22 protein-coding genes are annotated in these 24286 nt (G+C 55.1%); all 22 read left to right on the forward strand.

All coding sequences use genetic code 11. The features are described from left to right. Window positions 1-125 precede the first annotated feature (125 nt). The 22 genes from PKO02S_RS14120 to PKO02S_RS14220 all read left to right on the forward strand — a co-directional run bounded on the left by PKO02S_RS14120 (window position 126) and on the right by PKO02S_RS14220 (window position 24285). Window positions 126-2711: an FtsK/SpoIIIE family DNA translocase gene (locus PKO02S_RS14120; RefSeq protein WP_127583836.1), complete on the forward strand. Its 2586-nt coding sequence runs from the start codon at window positions 126-128 to the stop codon at window positions 2709-2711. Between the two features lie 324 nt (window positions 2712-3035). Continuing rightward, window positions 3036-3824 carry a spore cortex-lytic enzyme gene (sleB, locus tag PKO02S_RS14125; protein ID WP_127583838.1) on the forward strand — a complete coding sequence of 263 codons (789 nt, stop codon included), beginning with the start codon at window positions 3036-3038 and terminating at the stop codon, window positions 3822-3824. 128 nt (window positions 3825-3952) lie between these two features. Continuing rightward, complete coding sequence (gene yfmF / locus PKO02S_RS14130; RefSeq protein ID WP_246067015.1) at window positions 3953-5239, forward strand: EF-P 5-aminopentanol modification-associated protein YfmF; 1287 nt, start codon at window positions 3953-3955, stop codon at window positions 5237-5239. Between the two features lies 1 nt (window position 5240). Further along, a complete protein-coding gene (gene yfmH, locus PKO02S_RS14135) occupies window positions 5241-6542 on the forward strand; it encodes an EF-P 5-aminopentanol modification-associated protein YfmH (RefSeq protein WP_127583842.1) in 1302 nt (433 codons plus the stop codon). Next, complete coding sequence (ymfI, locus tag PKO02S_RS14140; RefSeq protein WP_127583844.1) at window positions 6539-7288, forward strand: elongation factor P 5-aminopentanone reductase; 750 nt, start codon at window positions 6539-6541, stop codon at window positions 7286-7288. The genes yfmH and ymfI overlap by 4 nt, the downstream gene beginning before the upstream one ends. Before the next feature lie 106 nt (window positions 7289-7394). Beyond that, window positions 7395-7640, forward strand: a complete 246-nt coding sequence (locus tag PKO02S_RS14145; protein WP_127583846.1) for a DUF3243 domain-containing protein — start codon at window positions 7395-7397, stop codon at window positions 7638-7640. Between the two features lie 143 nt (window positions 7641-7783). Beyond that, complete coding sequence (locus tag PKO02S_RS14150; protein WP_127583848.1) at window positions 7784-8554, forward strand: DUF3388 domain-containing protein; 771 nt, start codon at window positions 7784-7786, stop codon at window positions 8552-8554. Window positions 8555-8620: 66 nt separating this feature from the next. Next, on the forward strand, window positions 8621-9511 hold the full coding sequence (locus tag PKO02S_RS14155) for a helix-turn-helix domain-containing protein (protein WP_127583850.1): 891 nt from the start codon (window positions 8621-8623) through the stop codon (window positions 9509-9511). A gap of 75 nt (window positions 9512-9586) precedes the next feature. Continuing rightward, window positions 9587-9748 carry a hypothetical protein gene (locus tag PKO02S_RS32390; protein ID WP_164821457.1) on the forward strand — a complete coding sequence of 54 codons (162 nt, stop codon included), beginning with the start codon at window positions 9587-9589 and terminating at the stop codon, window positions 9746-9748. 172 nt (window positions 9749-9920) lie between these two features. After that, window positions 9921-11249 (forward strand): 30S ribosomal protein S12 methylthiotransferase RimO, encoded by a 1329-nt coding sequence (rimO, locus tag PKO02S_RS14160; protein WP_127583852.1) that lies wholly within the window; start codon window positions 9921-9923, stop codon window positions 11247-11249. Continuing rightward, on the forward strand, window positions 11246-11824 hold the full coding sequence (pgsA, locus tag PKO02S_RS14165; protein WP_127583854.1) for a CDP-diacylglycerol--glycerol-3-phosphate 3-phosphatidyltransferase: 579 nt from the start codon (window positions 11246-11248) through the stop codon (window positions 11822-11824). The genes rimO and pgsA overlap by 4 nt, the downstream gene beginning before the upstream one ends. A gap of 90 nt (window positions 11825-11914) precedes the next feature. Continuing rightward, on the forward strand, window positions 11915-13162 hold the full coding sequence (locus PKO02S_RS14170; protein ID WP_127583856.1) for a competence/damage-inducible protein A: 1248 nt from the start codon (window positions 11915-11917) through the stop codon (window positions 13160-13162). Between the two features lie 218 nt (window positions 13163-13380). Next, entirely contained in the window at window positions 13381-14430 is a 1050-nt protein-coding gene (gene recA / locus PKO02S_RS14175) for a recombinase RecA (RefSeq protein ID WP_127583858.1), read from the forward strand. Window positions 14431-14580: 150 nt separating this feature from the next. Next, entirely contained in the window at window positions 14581-15423 is an 843-nt protein-coding gene (locus tag PKO02S_RS14180) for a regulatory protein RecX (protein ID WP_127583860.1), read from the forward strand. A 328-nt stretch (window positions 15424-15751) separates the two neighbouring features. Next, window positions 15752-16384 (forward strand): chromate transporter, encoded by a 633-nt coding sequence (locus PKO02S_RS14185; RefSeq protein ID WP_164821458.1) that lies wholly within the window; start codon window positions 15752-15754, stop codon window positions 16382-16384. Further along, entirely contained in the window at window positions 16381-16932 is a 552-nt protein-coding gene (locus PKO02S_RS14190) for a chromate transporter (protein WP_246067020.1), read from the forward strand. The genes PKO02S_RS14185 and PKO02S_RS14190 overlap by 4 nt, the downstream gene beginning before the upstream one ends. A 22-nt stretch (window positions 16933-16954) precedes the next feature. Continuing rightward, a complete protein-coding gene (locus PKO02S_RS14195; RefSeq protein ID WP_127583864.1) occupies window positions 16955-18160 on the forward strand; it encodes an ROK family protein in 1206 nt (401 codons plus the stop codon). 216 nt (window positions 18161-18376) lie between these two features. Further along, a complete protein-coding gene (gene rny, locus PKO02S_RS14200; RefSeq protein ID WP_127583866.1) occupies window positions 18377-19918 on the forward strand; it encodes a ribonuclease Y in 1542 nt (513 codons plus the stop codon). Between the two features lie 80 nt (window positions 19919-19998). Continuing rightward, window positions 19999-20805: a TIGR00282 family metallophosphoesterase gene (locus PKO02S_RS14205; protein ID WP_281280430.1), complete on the forward strand. Its 807-nt coding sequence runs from the start codon at window positions 19999-20001 to the stop codon at window positions 20803-20805. Between the two features lie 159 nt (window positions 20806-20964). Then, complete coding sequence (locus tag PKO02S_RS14210) at window positions 20965-21225, forward strand: stage V sporulation protein S (protein WP_006036664.1); 261 nt, start codon at window positions 20965-20967, stop codon at window positions 21223-21225. Between the two features lie 164 nt (window positions 21226-21389). Then, window positions 21390-22340: a dipeptidase gene (locus PKO02S_RS14215; protein ID WP_127583868.1), complete on the forward strand. Its 951-nt coding sequence runs from the start codon at window positions 21390-21392 to the stop codon at window positions 22338-22340. A gap of 205 nt (window positions 22341-22545) precedes the next feature. Beyond that, window positions 22546-24285, forward strand: coding sequence for a 2-oxoacid:acceptor oxidoreductase subunit alpha (locus PKO02S_RS14220; protein WP_127583870.1), 1740 nt, complete (start codon window positions 22546-22548; stop codon window positions 24283-24285). Window position 24286 lies beyond the last annotated feature (1 nt).

Below are 24286 nucleotides of genomic sequence, written 5' to 3' on the forward strand. Positions count from 1 at the left end.
GATCTTCCCTGATGGTTTTTCTTAAGACTGAGAATGATGCGTTTCGTGTCGGTTAATAGGGGAATTTCGTTGCAGGAAAAGGGCGCAGAGGTATGGTATAATATAGCACTGGAGGTGAAAAAGACTTGGCAAAGCGCAGAAAGAAAAACGGTTCCTTGTCCGTTCAATTGAAATATGAGCTGTACGGCATTCTGATTCTCATTTTTTCCATCATCGCCCTCTCCAAGCAAGGATCGGTGGCCAGGTCGCTTACATATTTGTTCCGATTTTTCATCGGGGTGTTCGATTGGGTGATCCCGGTTATATTCATTTATATCGGCTTGTACGCCATGATCCGCAGAGGCTGGCCGCAGCGCTGGTCGGCGCGGAAAACCGGAATTGTCCTGGTGTTGTGCGGTTTTCTGATCATGAACCACATTACGATGTTCCAGCAGCTAGACCCCTATGAACAATTTCTCTCTACAAAATGGATCTTGAGTCAAACCTGGACAAGCCTGATTGACGGATTAAACCCGACAGCGCAAGGGGCGGAAATATTGTCCACCCAAGTAGGCGGAGGCATGATTGGAGCCATTCTGTACGCAATTCTATATATGCTCTTCGATAATACAGGTGCCAAGCTGATCGAGTACACCATGTTCGCTATCGGCTTCGTACTGATCACCGGCTTCTCCTATGTCGATATGGGCGGCAAGCTGAGCACGCTGTTCCGGGGGACAGGCCTCCATGTTCGCGAGCAGCTTAAGGACCTGGTTCTTCTCTTGCGAGGCAGACCTAAGCCGAAGATAAAAGTGAAACAGACTAAAGCAGTACCGATATACGTGCCGCTTCATGACGACGACCTGGACGATGAGGAGGAGCTGCCGGTCATTACGCGGGAGAAGAAGAAACCGATCTTTTTCCAAATGTTTGGCGGTAAACGGGCCGGCTCCGGTACGGCGGCAACCGCCAACCGTCCCTCGACCGTTCCGGGTGATGGGGAAGACGAGGATGATTTTGGCGGCGAAGTGGTGGTAGGGCTCGGCACTGTCGTAAGGCCCGTAGTGCAGGAGCATGAGCCCGATCAGCCAGAAATGCCGGTCATCCGGAACTTCCAAGAGCAGGTGGAGCCGGCGGCGGACGGACCGATCCACGCCTCCTGGGTGACGCCGCCCAAAAAGCAGGAGCCCGCTGCTGCAGCGGCTAAGAGCCGTGCAAAGACGAAGGAGGAGCCGCCGGACGAGTCCGAGATGGCGTTCCAGGGGGAAGGCGATGAGGGCGGGGGAACGGCCTCGGCTCCGGCAACGCCTTACGAGCTGCCTTCGCTACATTTGTTATCCCGGCCGGCTGGCGCTGGTAAAGGCAGTGAACAAACCGACTACATGGTGGTCGCGAAAAAGCTGGAGTCGACCTTGGAAAGCTTCGGCGTACGTACGAAAGTGCTTGAGGTCGTTCGCGGGCCTGCCGTTACTCGATATGAAATTCAGCCGGATGTCGGAGTGAAGGTCAGCCGGATCGTCAGCTTGACCGATGATATCGCACTGGCACTCGCGGCGAAGGACATTCGGATGGAAGCGCCAATCCCGGGCAAATCGGCCATCGGCATCGAGGTGCCGAATACGGAAGTGTCGGTCGTGACGATGAGGGAAGTAATGGAGAGCTTGGTGTTCCGGGATTCCAGCTCCAAGCTCAGCATCGCGTTTGGCCGCGATATCGCCGGGCAGGCCATCGTAGGCAACTTGGCCCGCATGCCGCACTTGCTCGTTGCCGGCGCTACCGGCTCCGGTAAATCGGTCTGTATTAACGGGATCATCACCAGCATTCTGTACAAAGCGAAGCCGGATGAAGTCAAGTTCCTGATGATCGACCCGAAAATGGTCGAGCTGAACGTCTACAACGGCATCCCGCATTTGCTCGCACCGGTCGTGACCGATCCGCGTCGGGCATCGCTCGCACTGAAGAAAGTCGTCGTCGAGATGGAGAAACGGTATGAGCTGTTCTCCAAGAGCGGCACCCGGAACATCGAAGGCTACAATGCGATGTTGATCGAGAAGAAGGAAGGCGCTCCGCTTCCCTATATCGTCGTCATCGTCGATGAGCTCGCCGACTTGATGATGGTCGCGGCCGGCGACGTAGAAGATGCGATTTGCCGCCTGGCCCAGATGGCGCGTGCCGCCGGCATCCACTTGATCATCGCGACGCAGCGCCCTTCGGTCGACGTTATCACCGGCGTGATCAAGGCGAATATCCCTTCGCGGATCGCGTTCGGCGTCTCGTCCCAGGTGGATTCGCGGACGATTCTGGATATGGTCGGCGCGGAGAAGCTGCTTGGCCGAGGCGATATGCTTTTCTTACCGATGGGCGCTTCCAAGCCGATCCGGGTGCAAGGCGCCTTCCTCTCCGATGCCGAGGTGGAGTCGGTCGTCTCGTACGTCAGCCACCAGGAGCAAGCTCGTTACCAGGAAGAGCTCGTGCCGGAAATCGATGATTCCGCCGACGCGGCGGATGAGTACGAGGACGAGCTGTTCGACCAAGCGGTGCAAATCGTGCTTGAGGCGAAACAAGCGTCCGTCTCTTTGCTGCAGCGCCGCATGCGCATCGGCTACACCCGAGCCGCCCGCCTCATCGACGCGATGGAGGCCAAGGGCGTCGTCGGTCCCTACGAGGGCAGCAAACCACGAGAAGTGCTTGTGTCCATGGAGCAGTACTTCCACAACCGCGTACCTTCGTAAGTAACTGAGTATTATGGTTTTTGCTTTGCACTTTGCTTTTCCTATCCACCCCCACTGCGCATGCAGAGGGGGTTTCGTTTTGTCCGGCCCTTCGCGGAGAATGTGGCTAGGAGTGGAGAAACGAAGTGTCCGCCTTTGAAATCATATCGCAACCCAAACTATATCCATTCTAATCAAGCGATATGATTTCAACAGCGGTCGTAGCCCTAGCCATATTCGTAGCTGTTTTTGTATCGGACTTAGAAACACCTGCTGCATAATCGCATCACCCCCTCCTAATACTATCCTTAAAGACATCCAGATAAGGAAGGTTGAGCGAGACGAATGAACAAGCGCATACTGATCATCACATTGAGCATCTTGCTGGTGCTGTTCATCTCCATGGAGGTCAAGTCGGCGCTGCGAACCGAGCAGACGTTCAGCAACGCCATCTTGAAATACGGCGCCAAGGGAGAAGACATTTTCGAATTGCAGGGCCGGTTGAAATACTTAGGGTTCTACTTCGGCAAAATCGACGGGCAATTCGGATCCAAAACTCAGCAATCGGTGAAAAACTTCCAATACAAGTTCGGCATGAAAGTCGACGGGGTCGCCGGCTCCAAGACGAAGCTGAAGCTCTGGGAAGCGACGAAAGCATGGACACCGGACAAGACGCCTCGCGAAGGAGCCCAAGCAGGGACAGGCGGCGCCGGAGGGGGAGCGGCCCCAGCGCCGGCGACCGGCGGCTCCAGTATGCCGGCCTCGAACCATCTCGGCTTGTCCGAGCAAGACTTGAACCTGATGGCGAATGCCGTGTACGGGGAATCCCGAGGCGAGCCTTACATCGGGCAAGTGGCGGTAGCGGGCGTTATCTTGAATCGGCTCAAATCGGCCAGCTTCCCGAATACGATATCCGGCGTTATTTTCCAACCGGGAGCGTTCACGGCGGTGGCGGACGGCCAAATCTGGCTGACGCCGAACGAAACGGCGAAGAAAGCGGTCCAGGACGCGATCAACGGAGTCGACCCGTCCGGGGGATGTCTGTACTATTTCAACCCGGAAACGGCGACCTCGAAATGGATCTGGACACGCGTGCAAGTGAAGAAGATCGGCAAACACATTTTCTGCAACTAAGCGAGATCGGTGAAGTAACCTCCCCAGGTTGCTTCTTCTGTTTCTGGAAGAATATAATGGTACTAAGTCCGATACATTGGTAGAAGATGCCAACCAAATCGGCTTTGTGGCGAAGGGAGAGCAACCTTTTGACAAACGCAAGCTTATTCGAACGTGACGAAGTGAACCGGATCCGGCTCCATGTGAAGCCGACCAAGCAGTTCAAGACGTTTGCCATCTCGGTCTATATCGGACAACCGCTGTCGGAACAGACGGTAACCTCTACCGCGCTCATACCGTTCGTCATGCGCAGAGGAACGTCCGCCTTGCCCGAGACGAAGCAGTTCCGCGAGAAGCTCGACGACTTATACGGAGCCGGCTTCGGCTTTGACGTGTACAAGCGAGGCGATTATCAGATCGTACAGTTCCGTATGGACGTCATCCACGACCAGTTCGTGGCCGGTGCGGAAGGGTTGCTCCGACAGGGCTTCGAGTTCGTAGGCTCTACGATTGCGGACCCGCTGGTGGAGAACGGCGCTTTCCGTGAGAAATACGTAACTTCGGAGAAAGACACGCTCAAGAAAAAGCTCGAATCGATCATTAACGATAAAATTCGGTATGCCGCCGAACGCTGTACGGAGGAAATGTGCAGCGGGGAGCCGTACCGGTTGTATCCGCTGGGCCGATTGGAAGATTTGCCGAGCATCGATCCGGCTTCCCTATACAGCTCCTACAATAATTGGCTGGCCGAAGCGCCGATCGATATTTATGTAGTAGGCGATACGACAATGGATGAAGTGAAAAGGCTGGTAACCGCCGCTTTCAAAATCGACCGCCAAGGCGCTGCCCGCTACGACAAGAAAGTGGTGCATCCTCAGGCAAGAGCAACCAAAGAAATTGTAGAACGGCTGGACGTAAGCCAAGGAAAGCTGAATATGGGGCTGCGCCTCCCAATTACATACGTGGATGAGCAATACCCGGCAGCACTTGTGTACAACGGAATTTTGGGCGGTTACCCGCATTCCAAGCTGTTTATCAACGTGCGTGAAAAAGCTAGCCTGGCCTATTACGCTTCCTCGCGCCTCGACGGACATAAAGGCATATTGACGCTGCAGTCGGGGATCGAGATCGCCAATTTCGAGAAAGCGAAGGACATCATGCAGCAGCAGCTGGAGGCGATGGTCCAGGGCGACATCAGCGATCTCGAGCTTTCCCAGACGAAGGCGATGATCGCGAATCAGCTGAGGGAGAGCAAAGATTCCGCTTTTGAGACGATCGGGCTCGATTTCAACGCGCAGCTATCCGGCAGAGATCGCTCCGTAGAGCAGCTGATTGCGGCTACGGAAGCAGTGGATGTAGCAGCGATCAAGCAAGTAGCGGAGCAGGTTCGACTGGATACGATTTATTTCTTGCGCGACCGGAAGGGAGGACAATAAGATGAAGGCCATCTCATTCGATCAGTTGCAGGAGACGGTTTACCACGAAAAGCTGCCGAACGGCTTGAACGTATATTTGCTGCCGAAGCCGGGCTTTCAGAAGACGTACGCCACCTTCTCCACGCATTATGGATCGATCGACAATCATTTCCAAGTGGAAGGGCAGAATGCGGCGCAAGTACCGGACGGCATCGCCCATTTTCTGGAGCACAAAATGTTCGAGGAGCCGGAAGGCGACATTTTCGCCAAATTCGCCTCTCTCGGCGCATCCGCCAATGCGTTCACGAGCTTCGACCGTACCGTTTATTTGTTCTCCGCCACCAATCAAATCGAGCAAAGCTTGACGACCTTGATCGACTTCGTGCAAAATCCTTATTTCACCGATCAAAACGTGGAAAAGGAAAAAGGGATCATCGGCCAGGAAATCAACATGTACGGCGACAATCCCGACTGGCGTGTCTATTTCGGCCTGATTGAAGCGCTCTATGCCAAACACCCGGTTCGAATCGATATCGCCGGAACGGTCGCCTCGATTTCAGAGATTACAAAGGAAACGCTCTATTTGTGCTATCACGCATTTTACCATCCGACGAACATGAGCTTGTTTATTGTCGGCGGTTTCGAGCCGGAGCTGATTATGGAGCTCGTTCGCGCGAACCAAGCGGCCAAGACGTTCCCGCCTCAAGGGGAGATCCAGCGGTTCTTCGAGGAGGAGCCTCAGCCGGTCAAACAAAAGGAAAAACGAATCGAGCTGCCGGTTTCTTTGCCTAAGTGTTTGTTCGGGTTTAAGGACCTTGTCGGACAGGAGAGCGGCGAGCAACTGCTGCGCAAGGAGCTGACGACCAAGCTCGCGCTGGATGCGCTGTTAAGCGGAAGCTCAAATCTGTATCAGTCGATGTACGACGATGGGATTATTTCGGATTCGTTCGGCCATGAGTTCAACTGTGGAGTGAACTATTCGTTCTCGATCATCGGCGGCGACACGAAGGACCCGGAAGCGCTCATGGCGAGGGTGTCGGAGGAGCTGAAGCGGGCGACCGAGCACGGCATCGACGCTGCGGCGTTTGAACGCAGCAAGCGCAAGAAGATCGGCGCCTTTCTGCGCATGATGAATTCACCGGAATCACTGGCTCATGAATTCACGAAATATGAGTTTAAGGGAACGCATCTATTCGATGTTCTCCAAGTATACGAGTCGATCACCCACGAAGAAGCCAATCGGCGGATCGCGGAGCATGTCGATTTCGACCGGATGGCGGTCTGCATCGTACATAGCCCGGAGGGAGAGCCGGCCGCACTATGAACAAACCGCTTTCCGAGACGACCGTCCTGATCACGGGAGCGAGCCGGGGCATCGGCGCGGCGGTGGCGGAGCGTTTCGCCTCCGTCGGGATGCGGGTCGTCATCCATTACTTGAATGCGCATGAGGCGGCGAACGAGGTAGCACGAGCTTGTATGGCGCACGGGGGCCAAGTGCTGACTGTCACAGCCGACTTGAGGTCCAGGGAACAGCTGCAACGCATGCACGAGAAGATGCAGCAGCATGGCATGATGCCGGATATTCTCGTGAACAATGCCGGCGTGTCCCATTTCGGCTTGCTGTCGGACATCACCGAAGAAGATTGGGATCGTGTGATGGACATCAACCTGAAGGGAATGTTCCTCTGCACCCAGCTATTCATGCCCCATATGATCCGTCAGAAATACGGCCGCATCATCAACGTTTCGTCCGTATGGGGCATCTCCGGCGCTTCCTGCGAGGTGGTGTATTCGACCGCCAAGGGAGGGGTGAACGCCTTCACGAAGTCGCTCGCCAAGGAGCTGGCTCCTTCCGGCGTGACGGTCAATGCGGTCGCACCCGGCGTCGTGGAGACGACGATGAACGATCGGCTGGACGCGGACGAGCAGCAGGCGCTGAAGAGCGAGATTCCGCTCGGGCGGTTCGCGCAGCCGGATGAGATCGCCTCGCTCGTTTACTTTATCGCGTTGCCCGAGTCCGGATACATCACCGGCCAGATCATCAGCCCGAACGGCGGCTGGCTTACTTAACCTTCTTCCTGTTATTGGCGGTGCGTCGGAGCATAAGGGACGGTCATTTTGCCCATGCTACAATTGCAACGGCTGCATCACAACTATCCCGAAGGAGTGTGTCATCATGTCGACGGTACTGAAAAGCTTTGAACGGTGGAAATCGTTCCTGGGCGAGCGGATGGATCAAGCTCAACATGCCGGAATGAGCGATGAAACGATTGCGAAGCTCGCCGTGCAGATCGGGGAATTTCTCTCCGACAAGATTGATCCGGAGAATCACGAAGAGCGCGTGCTCAAGGATCTCTGGGACGTCGCGGATCATGAGGAGAAGATTACGCTCGCCAAGCTGATGATGAAGCTGGTAAAATAGGGAGCCCTCTGCAAAGCCTCCTCAAGCAGGGGGCTTTGCCCTTTCGCGTCGAAAAACTTATGCAGGTTAGAAGGAAAGCCGCGAAAATTGTAGAATACTATGTAGAATGGACTTCATTTCGTTTTCGCTTGAGAGGGGTACGCATGGAAATCAAACAATGGTACATGGAATATAAAATTCATAAGAACCGTCCGGGTTTGCTGGGCGATATCGCTTCTTTGATGGGGATGCTGGAAATCAACATTTTGACGATCAACGGGGTGGAAGACAAAACCCGGGGTATGCTCCTGCAGACAAATGACGACGAAAAAATCGAGCTTATGGGTAAGATGTTAAAAAAAGTGGATAATATAACCGTAACGGCATTACGCGCCCCGAAACTTGTCGATATATTGGCGGTACGCCACGGCCGCTATATCGAGAGAGACTCGGACGACCGCAAGACATTTCGTTTTACACGGGATGAGCTCGGTCTGCTGGTTGATTTTCTTGGCGAGATTTGCAAGCGGGAAGGCAATCAAGTGATCGGCTTGCGCGGAATGCCGCGGGTAGGCAAGACGGAGTCGATCATCGCGGGCAGCGTATGCGCCAAGAAGCGGTGGACATTCGTTTCTTCAACTTTGCTGCGTCAGACCGTGAGAAGCCAGTTGTCGGAGGATGAGATGAGCCCGAGCAACGTCTTCATTATCGACGGCATTGTATCCACTATGCGATCTAATGAAAAGCACCACACTCTTTTGCGCGAAATTATGAAAATGTCTTCCACCAAAGTCATCGAACACCCGGACATCTTTATCCGCGAATCGGAGTATACATACGATAACTTTAATTACATCATCGAGCTGCGGAACAATCCGGAGGAAGAAATTTCATACGAAAGCTTCATTAATATCGACCAAGATACGGGCTTTTGACGTTTTTGACACGTTTGCAGGCATCCCAATGATTGGACAGCCTTACTATCAGGAGGTGAACACCCCGTGTCGGAATTGGGCCAGCTGCTGAAGAAAGCAAGACTGGAGAACGGACTTTCCCTGGATCAATTGGAAGAGATGACGAAGATCCGGAAACGGTATCTGGAAGCCATTGAGACAGGCGAATACAAAATATTGCCGGGAAGCTTCTATGTGCGCGCCTTCATCAAGAGCTATGCCGAATCCGTCGGTCTCGATCCAACCGAGGTGCTCGCCTTGTACCGGAACGTCATTCCGACCCCGACTCCGGAGACAATAGTCGAACCGATTCGGAGGAAGAAGACGCATACCCGCAATACGGACAAAATAAGCAAATGGGCTTCGACCATCCTTATGATCGCATTTGTCATGCTGATCCTAGGGGTCATTTATTATTTTATCGATCAAAGCTATGACGGCTCTCGGCAGCAAGTAGACGAGAACGAGAAGATTACGGACAAGAGCTCGCCTGAATCGAAGTCGCAATCCGGTGACGGCGGTTCGCTGGCGTCCGGCAACGGCTCGGTCATCAAAACATCCACGGCTACTCCGACGCCCACCCCTACACCAACACCTGCGGCTGTTTTGACCAAGCTGCGAAGTGAAGGCAGTACGGATTATTATTCGCTCGAAATTGCGGACAAGATGAACGTAAAATTGAACGTGATCGGCGAAGAATGCTGGTTGCGTATCGACAAAATGGTGTTGAACGGCGAAGGCCGCACGGAACGGCAAGTGCTGGAGCAGAAGCTGTACAAAAAAGGCGATTTGCGCGAGTGGATTTCCGACGTAAATGTATATATGACGGTTGGGTTGCCGGCTGCCGCGGAAATTACGGTGAACGGTACCCCGCTATTATTCGGCGATTTGAAAAATGCGCGCAACGTGCAGATCGAGCTGAAAAAGCCTGCCCACTAGCGCATATGGCGGCGTCCAGTTGGTTACCTTACTAGCAAGAGGTTCATTTTGCGGTACAAAGCGAGGTAATTCGACATGGCAACTAGCTGGGTAGTCGTCATCCTGGGCATCATCGTCAGCCTGCTGGGCTGGTATTTGACGCCGAACGCCTGGGGCTACGGAATATTGGGCTTCGGTCTGGCCCACATCGTTCTTGGGATTCTGAATATGTTCCGAGCGCCGCTCCGCAGTCGATAACGGCTGAGGTCGAGGGCAGCTTGCAGGGAGAAGAGAGCATCCTAGCGACAGGGTGCTTTTTTTGTGCGTCTGATATGTGATTTTGACACCCTATGGACGTTATATTATACTTGATAGGATAGAAATCGTTCAGGAACCGTTCAGGAACAGGCAAAACGTTGGGGGATTTGAAATGTCGGAAAAAATTAAAGTGGTTACGCTTGGTTGCGAGAAAAACCTGGTGGACTCGGAAATCATGTCGGGGCTTGTGCATCAGCGCGGGTACACGCTTGTAGAGGATCAAGAGGAAGCGACCGTAATTATCGTCAATACATGCGGTTTTATCGATGCGGCGAAGGAAGAGTCCGTCAACACGATTCTTGACATGGCGGAGCTGAAGCAGACGGCGAATTTGAAAGCGCTAATCGTATCCGGCTGCTTGACGCAGCGATACAAGGAACAGCTGATGGATGAGATGCCGGAGATCGACGGAATCGTAGGCACCGGTGATTTTCATAAAATCAACGAGATTATCGACGAGGCGCTTGAAGGCGCCAAGCCGATTCGGGTCGGTAACCCGGTCTTCAACTATGAAGCCGCGCTGCCTCGCAAAGTGACCACACCGCGCTACACCGCGTATGTCAAAATTGCCGAAGGCTGCGACAACGCTTGCACATTCTGCAGCATTCCGATCATGCGCGGGAAATTCCGCAGCCGGAGCATGGAATCGATCCTGGCGGAGGTAGAGCAGCTCGCCTCTCAAGGCGTCCGCGAGATCAGCTTGATTGCGCAGGATTCTACCAACTATGGGACCGATCTCTATGAAGGGTTCATGTTGCCTACCCTGCTGAACAAAGTCAGCGATGTGCCTGGCATTCTCTGGGTGCGTCTCCATTACGCGTATCCGGGCTTCTTCAGCGATGAGCTGATCGCTGTGATGGCGGCGAATCCGAAGATTTGCAAATATATCGATATGCCGCTTCAACACAGCGAGGATCGGATCCTGAAGCGGATGCGTCGTCCAGGCCGGCAGCGCGATACGAGGGAGCTCGTAGCGAAAATTCGCGATCAAATTCCCGGCGTAGCGCTTCGCACCTCTTTGATTGTCGGATTCCCCGGCGAGACGGAGGAAGACTTCGAGAATTTGTGCGAGTTCGTCCGCGACATGAAGTTCGACCGGTTGGGCGTCTTCTCCTATTCGCAGGAAGAGGACACGCCGGCTTCCCGTCTGCCGGATCAAGTGCCGGACGAGGTGAAGGAATGGCGCGCGAATACGCTGATGGAGATTCAGCGTCAAATCGCGAGCGAGCAGAACGGCAAGCGGATCGGCGAAGAGCTCGACGTGTTGATCGAGCGTTATGACGGACGCAACGATGTGTTCATCGGTCGCACGCAATACGACGCTCCCGATGTGGACGGCGAAGTGTTCGTGACCAAATGTTTGAGCAGTATCGGCGAGCTGCAGCGGGTGCGAATCACTCACTCTTTTGAGTACGATTTGTCCGGGGAGGGAATTGCATGAATTTAGCGAACCGTATTACGGTAGCTAGAATTTTCCTCGTGCCGGTCATTTTGTTTTTTTTGCTCGTGAACTTGAACTTGCCTCCGATTCGGATCGAATCGTTCAGCATTACCTATAACCAGATCATCGCCGTGCTTATTTTTATTGTAGCGGCCAGCACCGACAGCCTGGATGGCTATATCGCACGCAAGCGCAAGATGGTGACAAGCCTCGGCATGCTGCTTGATCCGCTAGCCGACAAGCTGCTCATCTCCGCCGTGCTGATCTCGCTCGTGGAGATGCAGAAGCTGGACGCCTGGATCGCCATCGTCATTATTAGCCGCGAGTTTGCCGTGACCGGCCTGCGGATGGTAGGGCTGCAACAGAACTATCCGATCATTTCGGCAAGCGCGTGGGGCAAATGGAAGACAGGCGTACAGATCACGGCAATTATCGCCCTGTTGATCAACAACTTCCCGTTTACATTCGTACATGTTCCGTTCGACCTGATTGCGAGCTGGGTGGCTGCGATTATCACCGTGTACTCGGGAATTGATTATTTCTTGAAAAACAAGACGTTGCTGGAACTGAAGTGACGGCGCGATAGAGACGGAACGCCGGTGGCGTTCCGTTTTGCCGTTAGGCTGCAGTGCCTTTGTTCGAGATTGGAGAAGGAGTGAGGAAGGTTGAAAGCGGAAATTATTGCGGTTGGGACGGAATTGCTGCTCGGCCAGATCGTGAACACGAACGCGCAATACATAGCGCAAGGTTGCGCCGACATGGGGATCAACGTGTTTTTTCAGACGGTTGTAGGCGACAATGCGCAGCGGATCAAAGATTCGTTCGATATCGCCCGGCAGCGGGCTGATTTGATTATTTGTACGGGAGGACTCGGACCGACGCAGGACGACTTGACCAAAGATGCGCTGGCCGATTATCTCGGGCGCTCTCTGTACCTGCACGAGCCTTCGATGGAGAAGATCGTGAAGATGTTCGAGTCGCGCGGCATCGAGATGGTGAAGAGCAACGAGCGGCAGGCGCTGCTCTTGGACGGCAGCGAGCCGCTCACGAACGATGCCGGGCTCGCCGTCGGCGCCGCCATTACCCAGGACGGCACGCATTATGTGCTGCTGCCCGGGCCGCCGAAGGAAATGAAGCCGATGTTCGACAACTACGTCAAAGCATGGCTGCGCACAATGATGGGCGATGTGCTGCCGCTGTTCTCGAAGACGTTGAAGTTCGCCGGCATCGGGGAGTCCACCTTGGAGCATCGATTGATTGATTTGATCGACGCGCAGCAGGACCCTTCCATCGCCCCTTACGCCAAGGAAGGCGAGGTCAGCATCCGGCTTACGACACGCGCCGCTTCGGCGGAGGAGGGAATGGCCAAAATCGCTGGCGTGGAGCAGCAGATCCGCAGCCGCGTCGGCGAGTACATCTTTGCCGCCGAGGACATCGGGCTTGAGGTCGCCCTTATTCGGCTGCTCAGCGAACGGGGGTTGACGCTCAGTGCGGCGGAGAGCTGCACAGGCGGTTTGCTGAGCGAGATGCTGACGGCCGTCCCCGGCAGCTCGAAGGCGTTTCATGGCGGCGTTGTGTGCTACAGCAACGCGCTCAAGCACGGGCTCCTCGGCATCCCGATGGAGCTGCTGGAAGGCGCCGGCGCGCCGGGCGCGATCAGCGCCGAGACGGCCGAGCGGCTTGCCGAAGGCGCCCGCGAGCGGGCCGACGCCGACTTCGCGCTCGCGATCACCGGCGTCGCCGGGCCGGATCCGAGCGAGGGCAAGCCGGTCGGGCTCGTCTTCGTCGGCGTCGCGGAGCGCGGCAAGGCGCCGGAGGTGCATCGGCTGCAGCTGTCCGGCAGCCGCGAGATGATCCGGCTGCGAGCGGCCAAGGCCGCTCTGCACCGGCTTTGGTTACGTCTAGGGCGATGAAACTATTGCCAAACCGGGCTAGATATGGATATAATAGAGGCAGTTGACGGAAGAACCGCGACGAAGTACTTGTTACTTTGTTGCGGTTCTTCGCGTTCGTCGACGCCCGAATTGATGCTGTTCGAAAAAATACGAATGTATGTTCGAAAAAACACTTGGCAACGGTTCGGAAAACAGGTATCATAGGCATATAGAAACTTTAGAAGGAAGTGAGTCGGTTGTCAGATCGTCGTGCCGCATTAGAAAACGCTCTTCGCCAAATTGAGAAACAATTCGGCAAAGGCTCCATCATGAAATTGGGAGAATCCACTCATATGCAAGTCGAGACGATCCCGAGCGGATCGATCGCTCTCGACATCGCCCTCGGAATCGGCGGATTCCCGCGTGGCAGAATTATCGAAGTATACGGTCCGGAATCGTCCGGTAAGACGACGGTCGCCCTCCATGCGATCGCCGAGGTACAGCGTGTCGGCGGACAAGCCGCCTTCATCGATGCCGAGCATGCGCTCGATCCGCTCTATGCGAGCAAGCTCGGCATCAACATCGACGAGCTACTGCTGTCCCAGCCTGACACAGGCGAGCAGGCGCTCGAGATTGCGGAAGCGCTCGTGCGCAGCGGGGCTGTCGACATTGTCGTCATCGACTCCGTCGCCGCTCTCGTACCGAAGGCCGAGATCGAAGGGGACATGGGCGACTCCCATGTAGGCTTGCAGGCTCGCTTGATGTCGCAGGCGCTGCGCAAGCTCTCCGGCGCGATCAACAAGTCGAAGGTTATCGCCATCTTCATCAACCAGCTTCGCGAGAAAGTCGGCGTTATGTTCGGCAACCCCGAGACGACGCCAGGCGGCCGCGCACTGAAGTTCTACTCCTCCGTACGTCTGGACGTACGTCGTGTGGAGTCGATCAAACAAGGCAACGATATCGTAGGCAACCGGACGCGGATCAAGGTCGTGAAGAACAAGGTGGCCCCTCCGTTCAAACAAGCCGACGTCGATATCATGTACGGCGAAGGCATTTCCAGGGAAGGCAGTCTCGTCGATATCGGCACCGAGATGGACATCGTCCAGAAGAGCGGTGCGTGGTACTCTCTCGATGGCGAGCGTCTTGGTCAAGGCCGGGAGAATGCGAAGCAGTTCCTGAAGGAGAATTCCCAAATCGCCGACCAGATCGAGAAGAAGATCCGTTCGATGAGCAATTTGACCGCTATGATCTCGACATCCGACACGGATGAAGAAGAGGACGAGGGAGATTTGGCTGCATTCGAATAAGATGCAACATCAACCGAGCGCACCTGCTGCTGACCCTCAGCGCGGGTGCGTTGTTGTTTTAGCTATTCTGGAAGCGGCAGGCTGCGGGTAGCGGGGCGAAAGCTGCACGGGGCTGGATGCGGCTGTAGCTGCTGGGAGGAGGAGACGGGAATGAGATCGAAGTCGGGCGGAGGCGGAGGCTACGGGAAAACGAGGAAACGCCGGACGAACGCGGGGATTGAGCAGGAACTGGTGCTGGAATTGGAACTGGAATTGGAGCAGGGGGACGAGGTTGCGGCAGAGAGGGAGCCGACGCCGGAAGAACGATTGACGGGCACGGTTACATCGGTGGAGCGCCATCCGCGCAGGGCCGGGCGATACAAGCTGCATGTGAACGATAAATGGGCGATCGACGTGCAGGAGGATGTTCTACTCAAGCACGGGCTGTGGAAAGGGCTCGAGATCGATGCGACAACGGCGGCCGTTGTTGTCGAGGATGTGGGGCGGCATGCCGCTTGGTCGGATGCAGTTATTTATATTGGCCGCAAGCCCTGTGCGATTCGCGAGGTGAAGCTTTATTTGAAGCGGAAGGGCTACGAACAGCCGCTTATCCAGTATGCCGTCGATCGGCTGATTGAGAGCGGCTACGCGGATGATGCAGCGTTCGCTTCCCAGTTCGCCGAGCACCGCATCCGTTCGGATCGCAAGGGACGACGTTGGGTGCAGCAGGAGCTGCAGCAGAAAGGTGTGAAGCGAGAGACGGTGCAGGAGGCGCTGGCCGGCATTGACCCGGAGGAGGAGCTGAACGCCGCACGGGAACTGGCGGCGAAGCGCTGGGTATTGATGAAGGGGGCAACATTGGACAAACGGCGCAAGCTGATGGCGTTCCTACTCCGGCGCGGCTATCCGGGTGGAATGGTGAACGGTATCGTGCGCGAGCTCGCGGCAAGCGATCAGCAGCCGGACGATTTTGATGAGGAGGTCTGGGTGGAGGAAGGGGATCTGGATCATTGATTTCGAGACAGCATACAAGGTGTTGGTTGTATAGTCAGTAAGCGGGCCCAACCCCTATTTCCATTCCATCAAGGACCCATGATTGCAACAGCGGCTGGAACCCCTCTGCCTGCCCTCCCGCGCGCTGAAAACTATTCGCCAGAGGACCATCAGGTGATCATTCCTGCTTCTTTTTGTTATTTCGGCAGTATCATCATCGGAATGATGGTTAATAATTAATTCAATTACACGAAATTTCATTTATGAGCCTCGAATCCGCTAATCTTTATACCGAAATGAATTAAAGTGAGGTATAATGGAGTTGGAAGTGGAGAGAGGGTGGAGTGAAATGTACGGCCTACGGTTGCAATGGCGCGAGTTGGTTAGCTTGTTCTGGGCGTTTCTTCGCATCGGGCCGCTTTCGTTCGGCGGCGGATTTGCGATGCTGCCGGTCATGGAGCGGGAGATCGTCCAGAAGCGGAGCTGGATCAGCCAAGAGGAGCTGGGAGACATCATGGCGGCATCGCAAACGATTCCAGGGGCGATAGCTGTCAACGCATCGGCGATGATCGGCTACAGGCGGCAAGGCACGGCAGGTGCGATCGCAGCGGCAGCGGGGATGATGCTGCCGCCGTTCCTGCTGGTGCTCGGCATTGGCGTCGGCTTCGCGGCGATTCGCTCGGATGCGAAGATCCAGGCCGCCTTGGAAGGCATACGGCCTGCTGTAGTCGCGTTGATCGCCTACGCAGGGTATCGTATGAGAAAAGCGGCGCGACTCGATTGGGCCTCGTTTTTCCTGATGCTAGCCACGGGAGTCGTGCTGCTCATGCAGTGGCTCTCGCCTGCATTAGTCATTTTGCTGGGAGCGGCAGTCGGAACGGGTGTCGTAGCCGTACGGATGAAGCTAGGGTACACGACGATGCCGCTCCCTTCGACAGGAAGGAATGGACAAGACGATACCTTCTTCGGTGACGGTATATGATGGACTTCGGCTTGCTGCTGCAATTATTTTTCCTCTTTATTAAAATAGGATTCCTTTCGTTCGGCGGCGGCTATTCCATGATGCCGGTTATCGAGCACGAGGTGCTCGCCAGAAACTGGATGAACCCGCAATCGTTTTCTGATATGATTGCCCTATCGGGCATGTCGCCCGGACCGATCGCAGCCAATACGGCGGTAATGGTCGGATATCAAGTTGCAGGCCTCCCAGGCGCTATCATATCAGTGTTGGGCATCGTGCTGCCATCGCTGCTGCTCGTTGTGCTCGTGGGCATGCTGCTGACGAAATACCGGCATCACCCTTGGCTGGAAGCGGCGTTTACGGGATTGCGTCCGGTTGTGATCGCCTTCGTCTTTTATGCCGCGTATCGGTTTGCACAATCGAGCCATGTGTTTCAGGCGGCTCCGTTTCATCTTGTCAGTTTTATCGCGATCTTCTTAGGCGCCTTCATCGCGCTTCGCAAATTCAAGACACATCCTTTACTGATCATCATTTTCTCGGGACTGGTCGGGGTGGCGCTTTACACGTAACGTTCGGGAAAGGGGCGCAGCCGTGCGCAAAATCGGAGAACGGATCACGAACAAAAAAGCGAAAGAGCTGTTTGCCGCCATACGCAAAAAGGGGATCGTCTCCAAGATCGATCTGTTGGAGCAGAGCGACTTGACCTCCAGCACGCTGACGCGGATGCTCGACGATCTGTGCGCAAACGGCTGGATTGAGGAGTGCGGACACGGCGAATCGTCCGGGGGCAGGCGACCGGTGCTCTACCGTGTTCGGCGGAATGCCGCGTATGCGTTCGGCTTGGATATTTCCCGCGCGTCCAGCCGTCTGATTGTTTGCGACATGCAGCTGGACAAGCTCGACTCCATCTACTGGGATATGACCGCTTCGATGACGCCGACGGCCTTCGTCGGCCAAGTCGTCCAGGCGGTGGAAAGCTTATGCAGGAAACACGGCATCGCCAAATCGGATGTGCTCGGATTAGGCATCGGCGCCGTCGGACCGCTGGACCGGAACCGGGGGCTGATCCTGAATCCGCTGCATTTCCCGGCGCCGGGCTGGAACCAGGTGCCGATTGTAGCGATGCTGGAGCAAGCGCTCTCCGTCCAGGTGACGCTCGACAACGGCGCGAATACGGCGCTTTTGGCCGAGTACTGGGCCGGCGCCCCCAACGAATACCGCCATCTACTATATGTCCGCGCAGGGGTCGGCCTTCGGTCGGCGATGATTTCCGACGGCAATCTTGTCTACGGAGCGGTGGACATGGAAGGTTCGATCGGGCATATGATCATCCAGACCGACGGCCGCCCGCATCCGGAGCGCTCTCACGTGTATGGATGCCTGGAGTCGTATGTGTCGATCCCGGTGCTTGAGGAGGAAGCTCGCGCCAAGCTGAAGCAAGGCCGTCGGAGCCTTCTGGCGGACCTCGCAGACGAACCGGATCAAGTGGATTTCAACACGATGCTGCAGGCGCTGCGGAAGGATGACCCGATGGTCACCGAGCTGTTCTTGCAGGCGGCGACATACTTTGGAATCGGGTTATCCAATTTGCTGAATACGCTTCATCCGGAGCGGGTCATTCTCGGAGGACCGCTTATTACGAGCACCGAGCTGTTTTACCAAACCTGCACGCAGGTGGCCTTGAAGAATACGCTGTACTATCCGGCTTATCCCGTCTCGTTCAGCCGCGGCCGTCTGTCCGATGAAGCGCTTGCACTTGGAGCCGCGGCCATGATCGTTAGCCTAATGTCGGAATAGCGCGCCTTGCGCGGCTCCGCTGTCGACAGCCAATTGTATGAACTTGACAATGTTCTTTAGCAGAAGCTAAAATAGGCATGAGCATCATCTAGCTATCCCTGCTTTTTTTAAATGATTCACAAATGTTTCACAAAACGATTGCCACGTAATAACAACGGATTAAAAACCGAATATCCCAAGCTAACCCTTGGAGGACCAACGAGGGAGGTGAATGAGTTGGATGCAATCTACTGGATCATCATCGTTCTCGTTGTTGGTGTACTAGGCTACTTCATTGGGTATTTTATCCGTAAATCCTTTGCTGAGGCGAAAATTTCCAGTGCGGAGCAGGCTGCCCTGCAAATTGTCGAGGCGGCCAAGAAAGACGCAGACGCACTGAAGAAAGAATCGGTGCTCGAAGCAAAAGACGAAATCCACAAGCTTCGCGCCGAAGCTGAAAAAGACATTCGTGAGCGTCGGAATGAAACCCAACGTCAAGAAAGACGACTGTTGCAAAAAGAGGAAACACTGGATAAAAAGTTAGAGCAACTGGAGCGCAAAGAAGATCAAGTAGCCAACAAAGAGAAACGAATCGAAGAGACGCAAGCTCAGATTGACCAGCTGTACCGCAGCCAGGTAACCGAGCTGGAGCGCATATCCGGACTTACGATGGATGAAGCGAAAAACATCATTCTGTCCAACGTGGAGCAGGAAGTGCGTCATGAAACGGCCCAGCTGATCAAGGAAATCGAGACGCAGGCGAAGGAAGAAGCGGACAAGCGTGCTCGCGAAGTGATTACGCTTGCGATACAGCGTTGTGCGGCCGACCATGTCGCCGAGACGACGGTTTCTGTAGTAACCCTTCCGAACGAAGAGATGAAGGGCCGCATCATCGGCCGCGAAGGACGGAATATTCGCGCGCTCGAGACGCTGACCGGCATCGATCTCATCATCGACGATACGCCGGAAGCGGTCATTCTGTCGGGCTTCGACCCGATCCGCAGAGAGATCGCCCGCACCTCGCTCGAGAAGCTCGTCGCGGACGGCCGGATTCACCCGGCTCGCATCGAGGAGATGGTAGAGAAGTCGCGCAAGGAAGTGGACGAGCGTATCCGCGAATACGGCGAGCAGGCGACGTTCGAGACGGGAGTGCACGGGTTGCACCCGGACTTGATCAAGATTCTCGGCCGACTCAAATTCCGGACAAGCTATGGTCAGAACGTGCTCAAGCACTCCATGGAAGTCGCATACCTCACCGGCTTGATGGCCGGCGAGCTCGGAGAAGACGTCACGCTGGCGAAGCGGGCCGGCTTGCTTCACGACATCGGGAAGGCGCTTGATCATGAGGTCGAAGGCTCACATGTCGAGATCGGCGTCGAGATCGGCCGCAAATACAAGGAGCATCCGGTGGTCATCAACAGCATTGCTTCCCACCACGGCGATACTGAAGCGACTTCGGTCATCGCGATGCTGGTCGGCGCGGCGGACGCTTTGTCTGCAGCCAGACCGGGCGCCCGACGGGAGACGCTCGAGACGTACATCAAGCGCCTCGAGAAGCTGGAAGAGATTACCGAATCGTTCGACGGCGTCGAGAAGTCGTATGCGATCCAGGCTGGGCGCGAAGTTCGCGTCATGGTGCAGCCGGAGAAGATCGACGATACCGAGGCGTTCCGACTCGCCCGCGACATTACGAAGAAGATCGAGAGCGAGTTGGATTATCCGGGACACATCAAGGTTACCGTCATCCGGGAAACCCGCGCGGTGGAATACGCGAAATAATCGATCGACCGATAGTCAAATGCAGGAGAGAAGTGGCGCACAGCCACTTCTCGTTTTGCTTTTGGACCACATTGAAGGAGATGGACAAGATTCGAGTTTTATTCGTAGGAGACATCGTCGGAGCGGCGGGACGCAAGGCGTTGAAAGAAATGCTGCCGATCCTGAAACGCACCAAAAATCCGGAACTGATCATCGTGAACGGGGAGAACGCCGCCGGTGGGCGAGGCATTACAGCCGCAATAGCCAAAGAATTTTACGATCAAGGCGTCCACGGCATCACGTTGGGCAATCATACATGGGACAACAAGGATATCTTCGACTTTATCGATAAGGAAGACCGCCTCATCCGGCCGGCAAATTATCCTCCGGGTACACCGGGACGCGGCTTCACGACGGTGAAGGGGGCAAACGGCAAGGAACTGACGATCGTCAACATCCAGGGCCGCACCTACTTGCCGCCGCTCGACTGCCCGTTTCAAACGATTGACGCCATTCTAGAGAAGCAGAAGAAGAAGTCCAAATGCATCCTCGTGGATTTCCACGCCGAAGTGACCTCGGAGAAAATCGCCATGGGCTGGCACTTGGACGGGAAAGTATCGGCCGTGCTCGGGACGCACACGCATGTGCAGACGCGTGATGAGCGCATTCTCCCTCAAGGGACGGCGTATGTCACCGATGTCGGCATGGTTGGCGCAAGGGACGGCGTGCTCGGGATGGAGCGCCAGGCGGTGCTGCAGAAGTTCAAGACCGGACTCCCGGTTCGCTTCACAGCCGACGAAGGCAAGTGGCAATTCCATGCCGCCTACATGGAGCTGGACGAAAATACGGGTCTGGCGACAAAGGTAGAGCTGATCCGCCAGTTCGAGACCGAGATGGTTTGGGCATAGCGAAAACGTAGTTAGTAGCTCGGGTCAACGTGATCGGAGTTCCAAGCCGTCTTCATCGCTTGCCTGACCGCTCCTTGGGACAAAAGGAATGAATTCCACCTGATGCGAATACAGTTAGTAGTGGAATCAATCCGACAATCCCGAGGAGGTACTTTATTCATGGATGTATTAAAAGTTTCAGCAAAGTCGAATCCCAACTCCGTCGCCGGGGCGCTAGCGGGCGTGCTTCGCGAGCGTGGCGGGGCCGAGCTGCAGGCGATCGGTGCCGGAGCCCTCAATCAAGCGATCAAAGCCGTTGCTATCGCACGAGGCTTCGTAGCTCCCAGCGGGGTGGACTTGATTTGCATCCCCGCCTTTACCGATATTGTCATCGACGGAGAAGACCGCACCGCGATCAAGCTGATCGTAGAGCCGCGATAATCGTTACTTACGGGCGAATATATACATAACCGGGGACGGAAGATTGATTTCCACACTGCTTTTTGGCATGTTTTTCTCATACAAGCAATCCGGGAAACGTCGCGAAGGCGTTTTTCTTTTGGCCAAAAACCGTTCTGCCATTCGAGCCAACGGAGGTTGAGAAAATGTACGTAATCGATGCGCATTGCGATGTTTTGAGCAAAATGCTGCTGAATCCGAAGCTGGATTTTACCCAACCGCAACCATCAAACGAGCTGGAAGTCACGCTGCCGAATATTCGCAGGTCCAACATGCTGATGCAGTGGTTCGCCCTATGGCTGCCACCGAAGCTCGAACAGGCGGACATCCGCCATGTGCTGCAAGCCGTTGATATGTTCCATACTAAAATAGCCGAACATCCGGATATGCAGCTGGTGCAGAAGCGACATGACTTGGCGGAACTGCAAGGATCGGGAAAAATCGGAGCGTTGCTCAGTCTCGAAGGGGCGGATGCGCTGGCCGGCAACCTGGGTTACTTGCGGCTATTGTACAAGCTCGGCTTGCGAGCCCTTGGTCTGACATGGAATTACGCGAATTGGGCGGCAGACGGGGTCCTGGAGCCTCGACAAGGAGGATTTACAAGAAAAGGCCGGGAGCTTGTTAAAGAATGCGATAGGCTGGGTATACTGATAGATGTTTCCCATTTGACCGAAAAAGGGTTTTGGGAGCTGGCAGAGATGACCGAAAGCGCTTTTCTGGCTTCCCACTCGAATGCTTATGCCGTATGTGGCGATCCGAGGAACTTGAAGGACGAGCAGATCGAGGAGATCGTTCGCCGGAAAGGCATGATCGGACTCAATTTTTATCCTCCGTTCATAGCGCAAGATTCGAATCCGGCTACGATGGACGACCTGTTACGGCATGTTGAGCGAATACTCGAGTTAGGCGGCGCGGACTGTCTAGGATTAGGCTCCGATTTCGACGGAATCGACTTGAAAGTGCCGGGGCTGGAGGATGCAAGCTGCTTCGGGAATTGGGAAGAGCAGCTGCTTAAGCGCTATAGCCAAGCCCAAACGGAGAAGATCATGTTCCGAAATTGGCTGTCATACCTGGAAAGAGTGCTGCCTACATCCTAAACTAGTTTCTGTAGCAGTTTGAGAATACTATAAAAAGAATCAATCTCATTTTGAGAACGATTCAATCGAAAAAAGCTATGTTTCCAACGGTCCATAGAGCCTTGCTTTTTACCGGTAGAGGGCATAAAATTTGTTTGATGAATTGTTAATTTTTTGTGACACCCCTGCATAGGCGCTTAGGACTCAGTTCAAAGGAGTGGAAGTTGTGATTAGTCAATTGTCATGGAAGATCGGCGGACAACAAGGGGAAGGTGTAGAAAGTACGGATCGGATTTTCTCGACCGCCTTGAACCGACTCGGGTATTATTTGTACGGGTACCGTCATTTCTCCTCCCGGATTAAGGGCGGCCACACGAACAATAAGATCCGGATTTCGACGTCTCCGATGCGCGCGATTTCCGACGACTTGGACATCCTGGTCGCATTCGACCAAGAGACCATTGATTTGAACGTACACGAGCTTCGTCCCGGCGGCGTAGTCGTAGCGGACGCGAAGTTCAACCCGACATTGCCGGAAGGCGTCAACGCTCGTCTGTTCCCGGTGCCGATTACGGCGATCGCGGAAGAGCTGGGTACTTCCCTGATGAAGAACATGGTTGCTTCCGGTGCTTCCTGGGCTTTGCTCGGTTTGCCGATGGAAGTTTTCAATAAAGCAGTAGAAGAAGAATTCGGACGTAAAGGCCCTGCGGTCGTGGAGAAAAATATCGACGCCGTTGCTAGAGGCGCCAACTTCGTATTGGAGCTGGCCGGCGGTCCGTTGAAAGAATTCCAATTGGCACCTGCAGACGGCAAGCAAAAGCTGTTCATGATCGGCAACGATGCGATCGGTCTCGGCGCGTTGGCGGCGGGCTGCCGTTTCATGCCTGCTTACCCGATTACGCCGGCATCCGAGATTATGGAATACTTGATCAAGCGCCTGCCTAAGTTCGGCGGTACGGTTATCCAGACAGAGGACGAGATCGCAGCGGTCACGATGGCGATCGGCGCCAACTACGGCGGCGTTCGCTCCTTGACGGCATCCGCCGGTCCGGGTCTTTCCCTGATGATGGAAGCGATCGGCCTTGCGGGCATGACCGAAACTCCGGTCGTGATCGTCGATACACAGCGCGGCGGCCCTAGTACCGGGTTGCCGACCAAGCAAGAGCAGTCCGACTTGAACGCAATGGTATACGGCACGCATGGCGAGATTCCGAAGGTGGTCATCGCGCCTAGCACGATCGAAGAATGCTTCTATGATATGATCGAAGCTTTCAATATCGCCGACCAATACCAAGTGCCGGTTATCGTCATGACCGACTTGCAGCTGTCGCTAGGCAAACAATCGTCCGAGACACTGGATTACAACAAAATCGTCATCGATCGCGGCAACATCGCCACCGATTTGCCGGCACTCGAAGACGGCAAGCTGTTCAAGCGCTACGAGCTCACGGAGAACGGCATATCCCCTCGCGTCATCCCTGGCGAGAAGGGCGGCCTGCATCACGTAACGGGCGTAGAGCATGATGAGACCGGTCGTCCGTCCGAGAGCCCGATCAACCGCAAGAATATGATGGATAAACGACTGAACAAGTTGAACGACGTTCACACGAAGCTGACGAACGCAGTCAAGGTGGATGCTCCTCATTCCGAACCGGATCTGCTCATCATCGGCATGGGTTCGACCGGAGGTACGATCGACGAAGCCCGCCTGCGCCTCTCGCAAGACGGCATCACGACGAACCATGCGACCGTTCGTTTGATCCATCCGTTCCCGGCGAATCTGCTCGCCCCTTATGTGGAGAAGGCGAAGAAAGTGATCGTAATCGAGAACAACGCAACCGGCCAGCTTACCGATCAGATCAAGCTCCATGTCGGCCACGCCGCGAAGATCAGCAGCATGCTGAAGTACGACGGTACGCCGTTCTTGCCTTCTGAAGTCCACAATCAGTGTAAGGAGCTGAAATAGA

Source organism: Paenibacillus koleovorans NBRC 103111, from assembly GCF_004000845.1.
Taxonomy (GTDB): domain Bacteria; phylum Bacillota; class Bacilli; order Paenibacillales; family NBRC-103111; genus Paenibacillus_AA; species Paenibacillus_AA koleovorans.

Excerpts from the sequence above, each read along its gene's own strand:
- PKO02S_RS14205 (WP_281280430.1), top strand. The coding sequence starts at position 19,999 with ATGGACAAGATTCGAGTTTTATTCGTAGGAGACATCGTCGGAGCGGCG.
- PKO02S_RS14215 (WP_127583868.1), top strand. The coding sequence starts at position 21,390 with ATGTACGTAATCGATGCGCATTGCGATGTTTTGAGCAAAATGCTGCTG.
- rimO (WP_127583852.1), top strand. The coding sequence starts at position 9,921 with ATGTCGGAAAAAATTAAAGTGGTTACGCTTGGTTGCGAGAAAAACCTG.
- sleB (WP_127583838.1), top strand. The coding sequence starts at position 3,036 with ATGAACAAGCGCATACTGATCATCACATTGAGCATCTTGCTGGTGCTG.
- PKO02S_RS14185 (WP_164821458.1), top strand. The coding sequence starts at position 15,752 with ATGTACGGCCTACGGTTGCAATGGCGCGAGTTGGTTAGCTTGTTCTGG.
- PKO02S_RS14190 (WP_246067020.1), top strand. The coding sequence starts at position 16,381 with ATGATGGACTTCGGCTTGCTGCTGCAATTATTTTTCCTCTTTATTAAA.
- yfmH (WP_127583842.1), top strand. The coding sequence starts at position 5,241 with ATGAAGGCCATCTCATTCGATCAGTTGCAGGAGACGGTTTACCACGAA.
- PKO02S_RS14150 (WP_127583848.1), top strand. The coding sequence starts at position 7,784 with ATGGAAATCAAACAATGGTACATGGAATATAAAATTCATAAGAACCGT.
- PKO02S_RS14145 (WP_127583846.1), top strand. The coding sequence starts at position 7,395 with ATGTCGACGGTACTGAAAAGCTTTGAACGGTGGAAATCGTTCCTGGGC.
- ymfI (WP_127583844.1), top strand. The coding sequence starts at position 6,539 with ATGAACAAACCGCTTTCCGAGACGACCGTCCTGATCACGGGAGCGAGC.
- pgsA (WP_127583854.1), top strand. The coding sequence starts at position 11,246 with ATGAATTTAGCGAACCGTATTACGGTAGCTAGAATTTTCCTCGTGCCG.
- PKO02S_RS14210 (WP_006036664.1), top strand. The coding sequence starts at position 20,965 with ATGGATGTATTAAAAGTTTCAGCAAAGTCGAATCCCAACTCCGTCGCC.
- PKO02S_RS14180 (WP_127583860.1), top strand. The coding sequence starts at position 14,581 with ATGAGATCGAAGTCGGGCGGAGGCGGAGGCTACGGGAAAACGAGGAAA.
- PKO02S_RS32390 (WP_164821457.1), top strand. The coding sequence starts at position 9,587 with ATGGCAACTAGCTGGGTAGTCGTCATCCTGGGCATCATCGTCAGCCTG.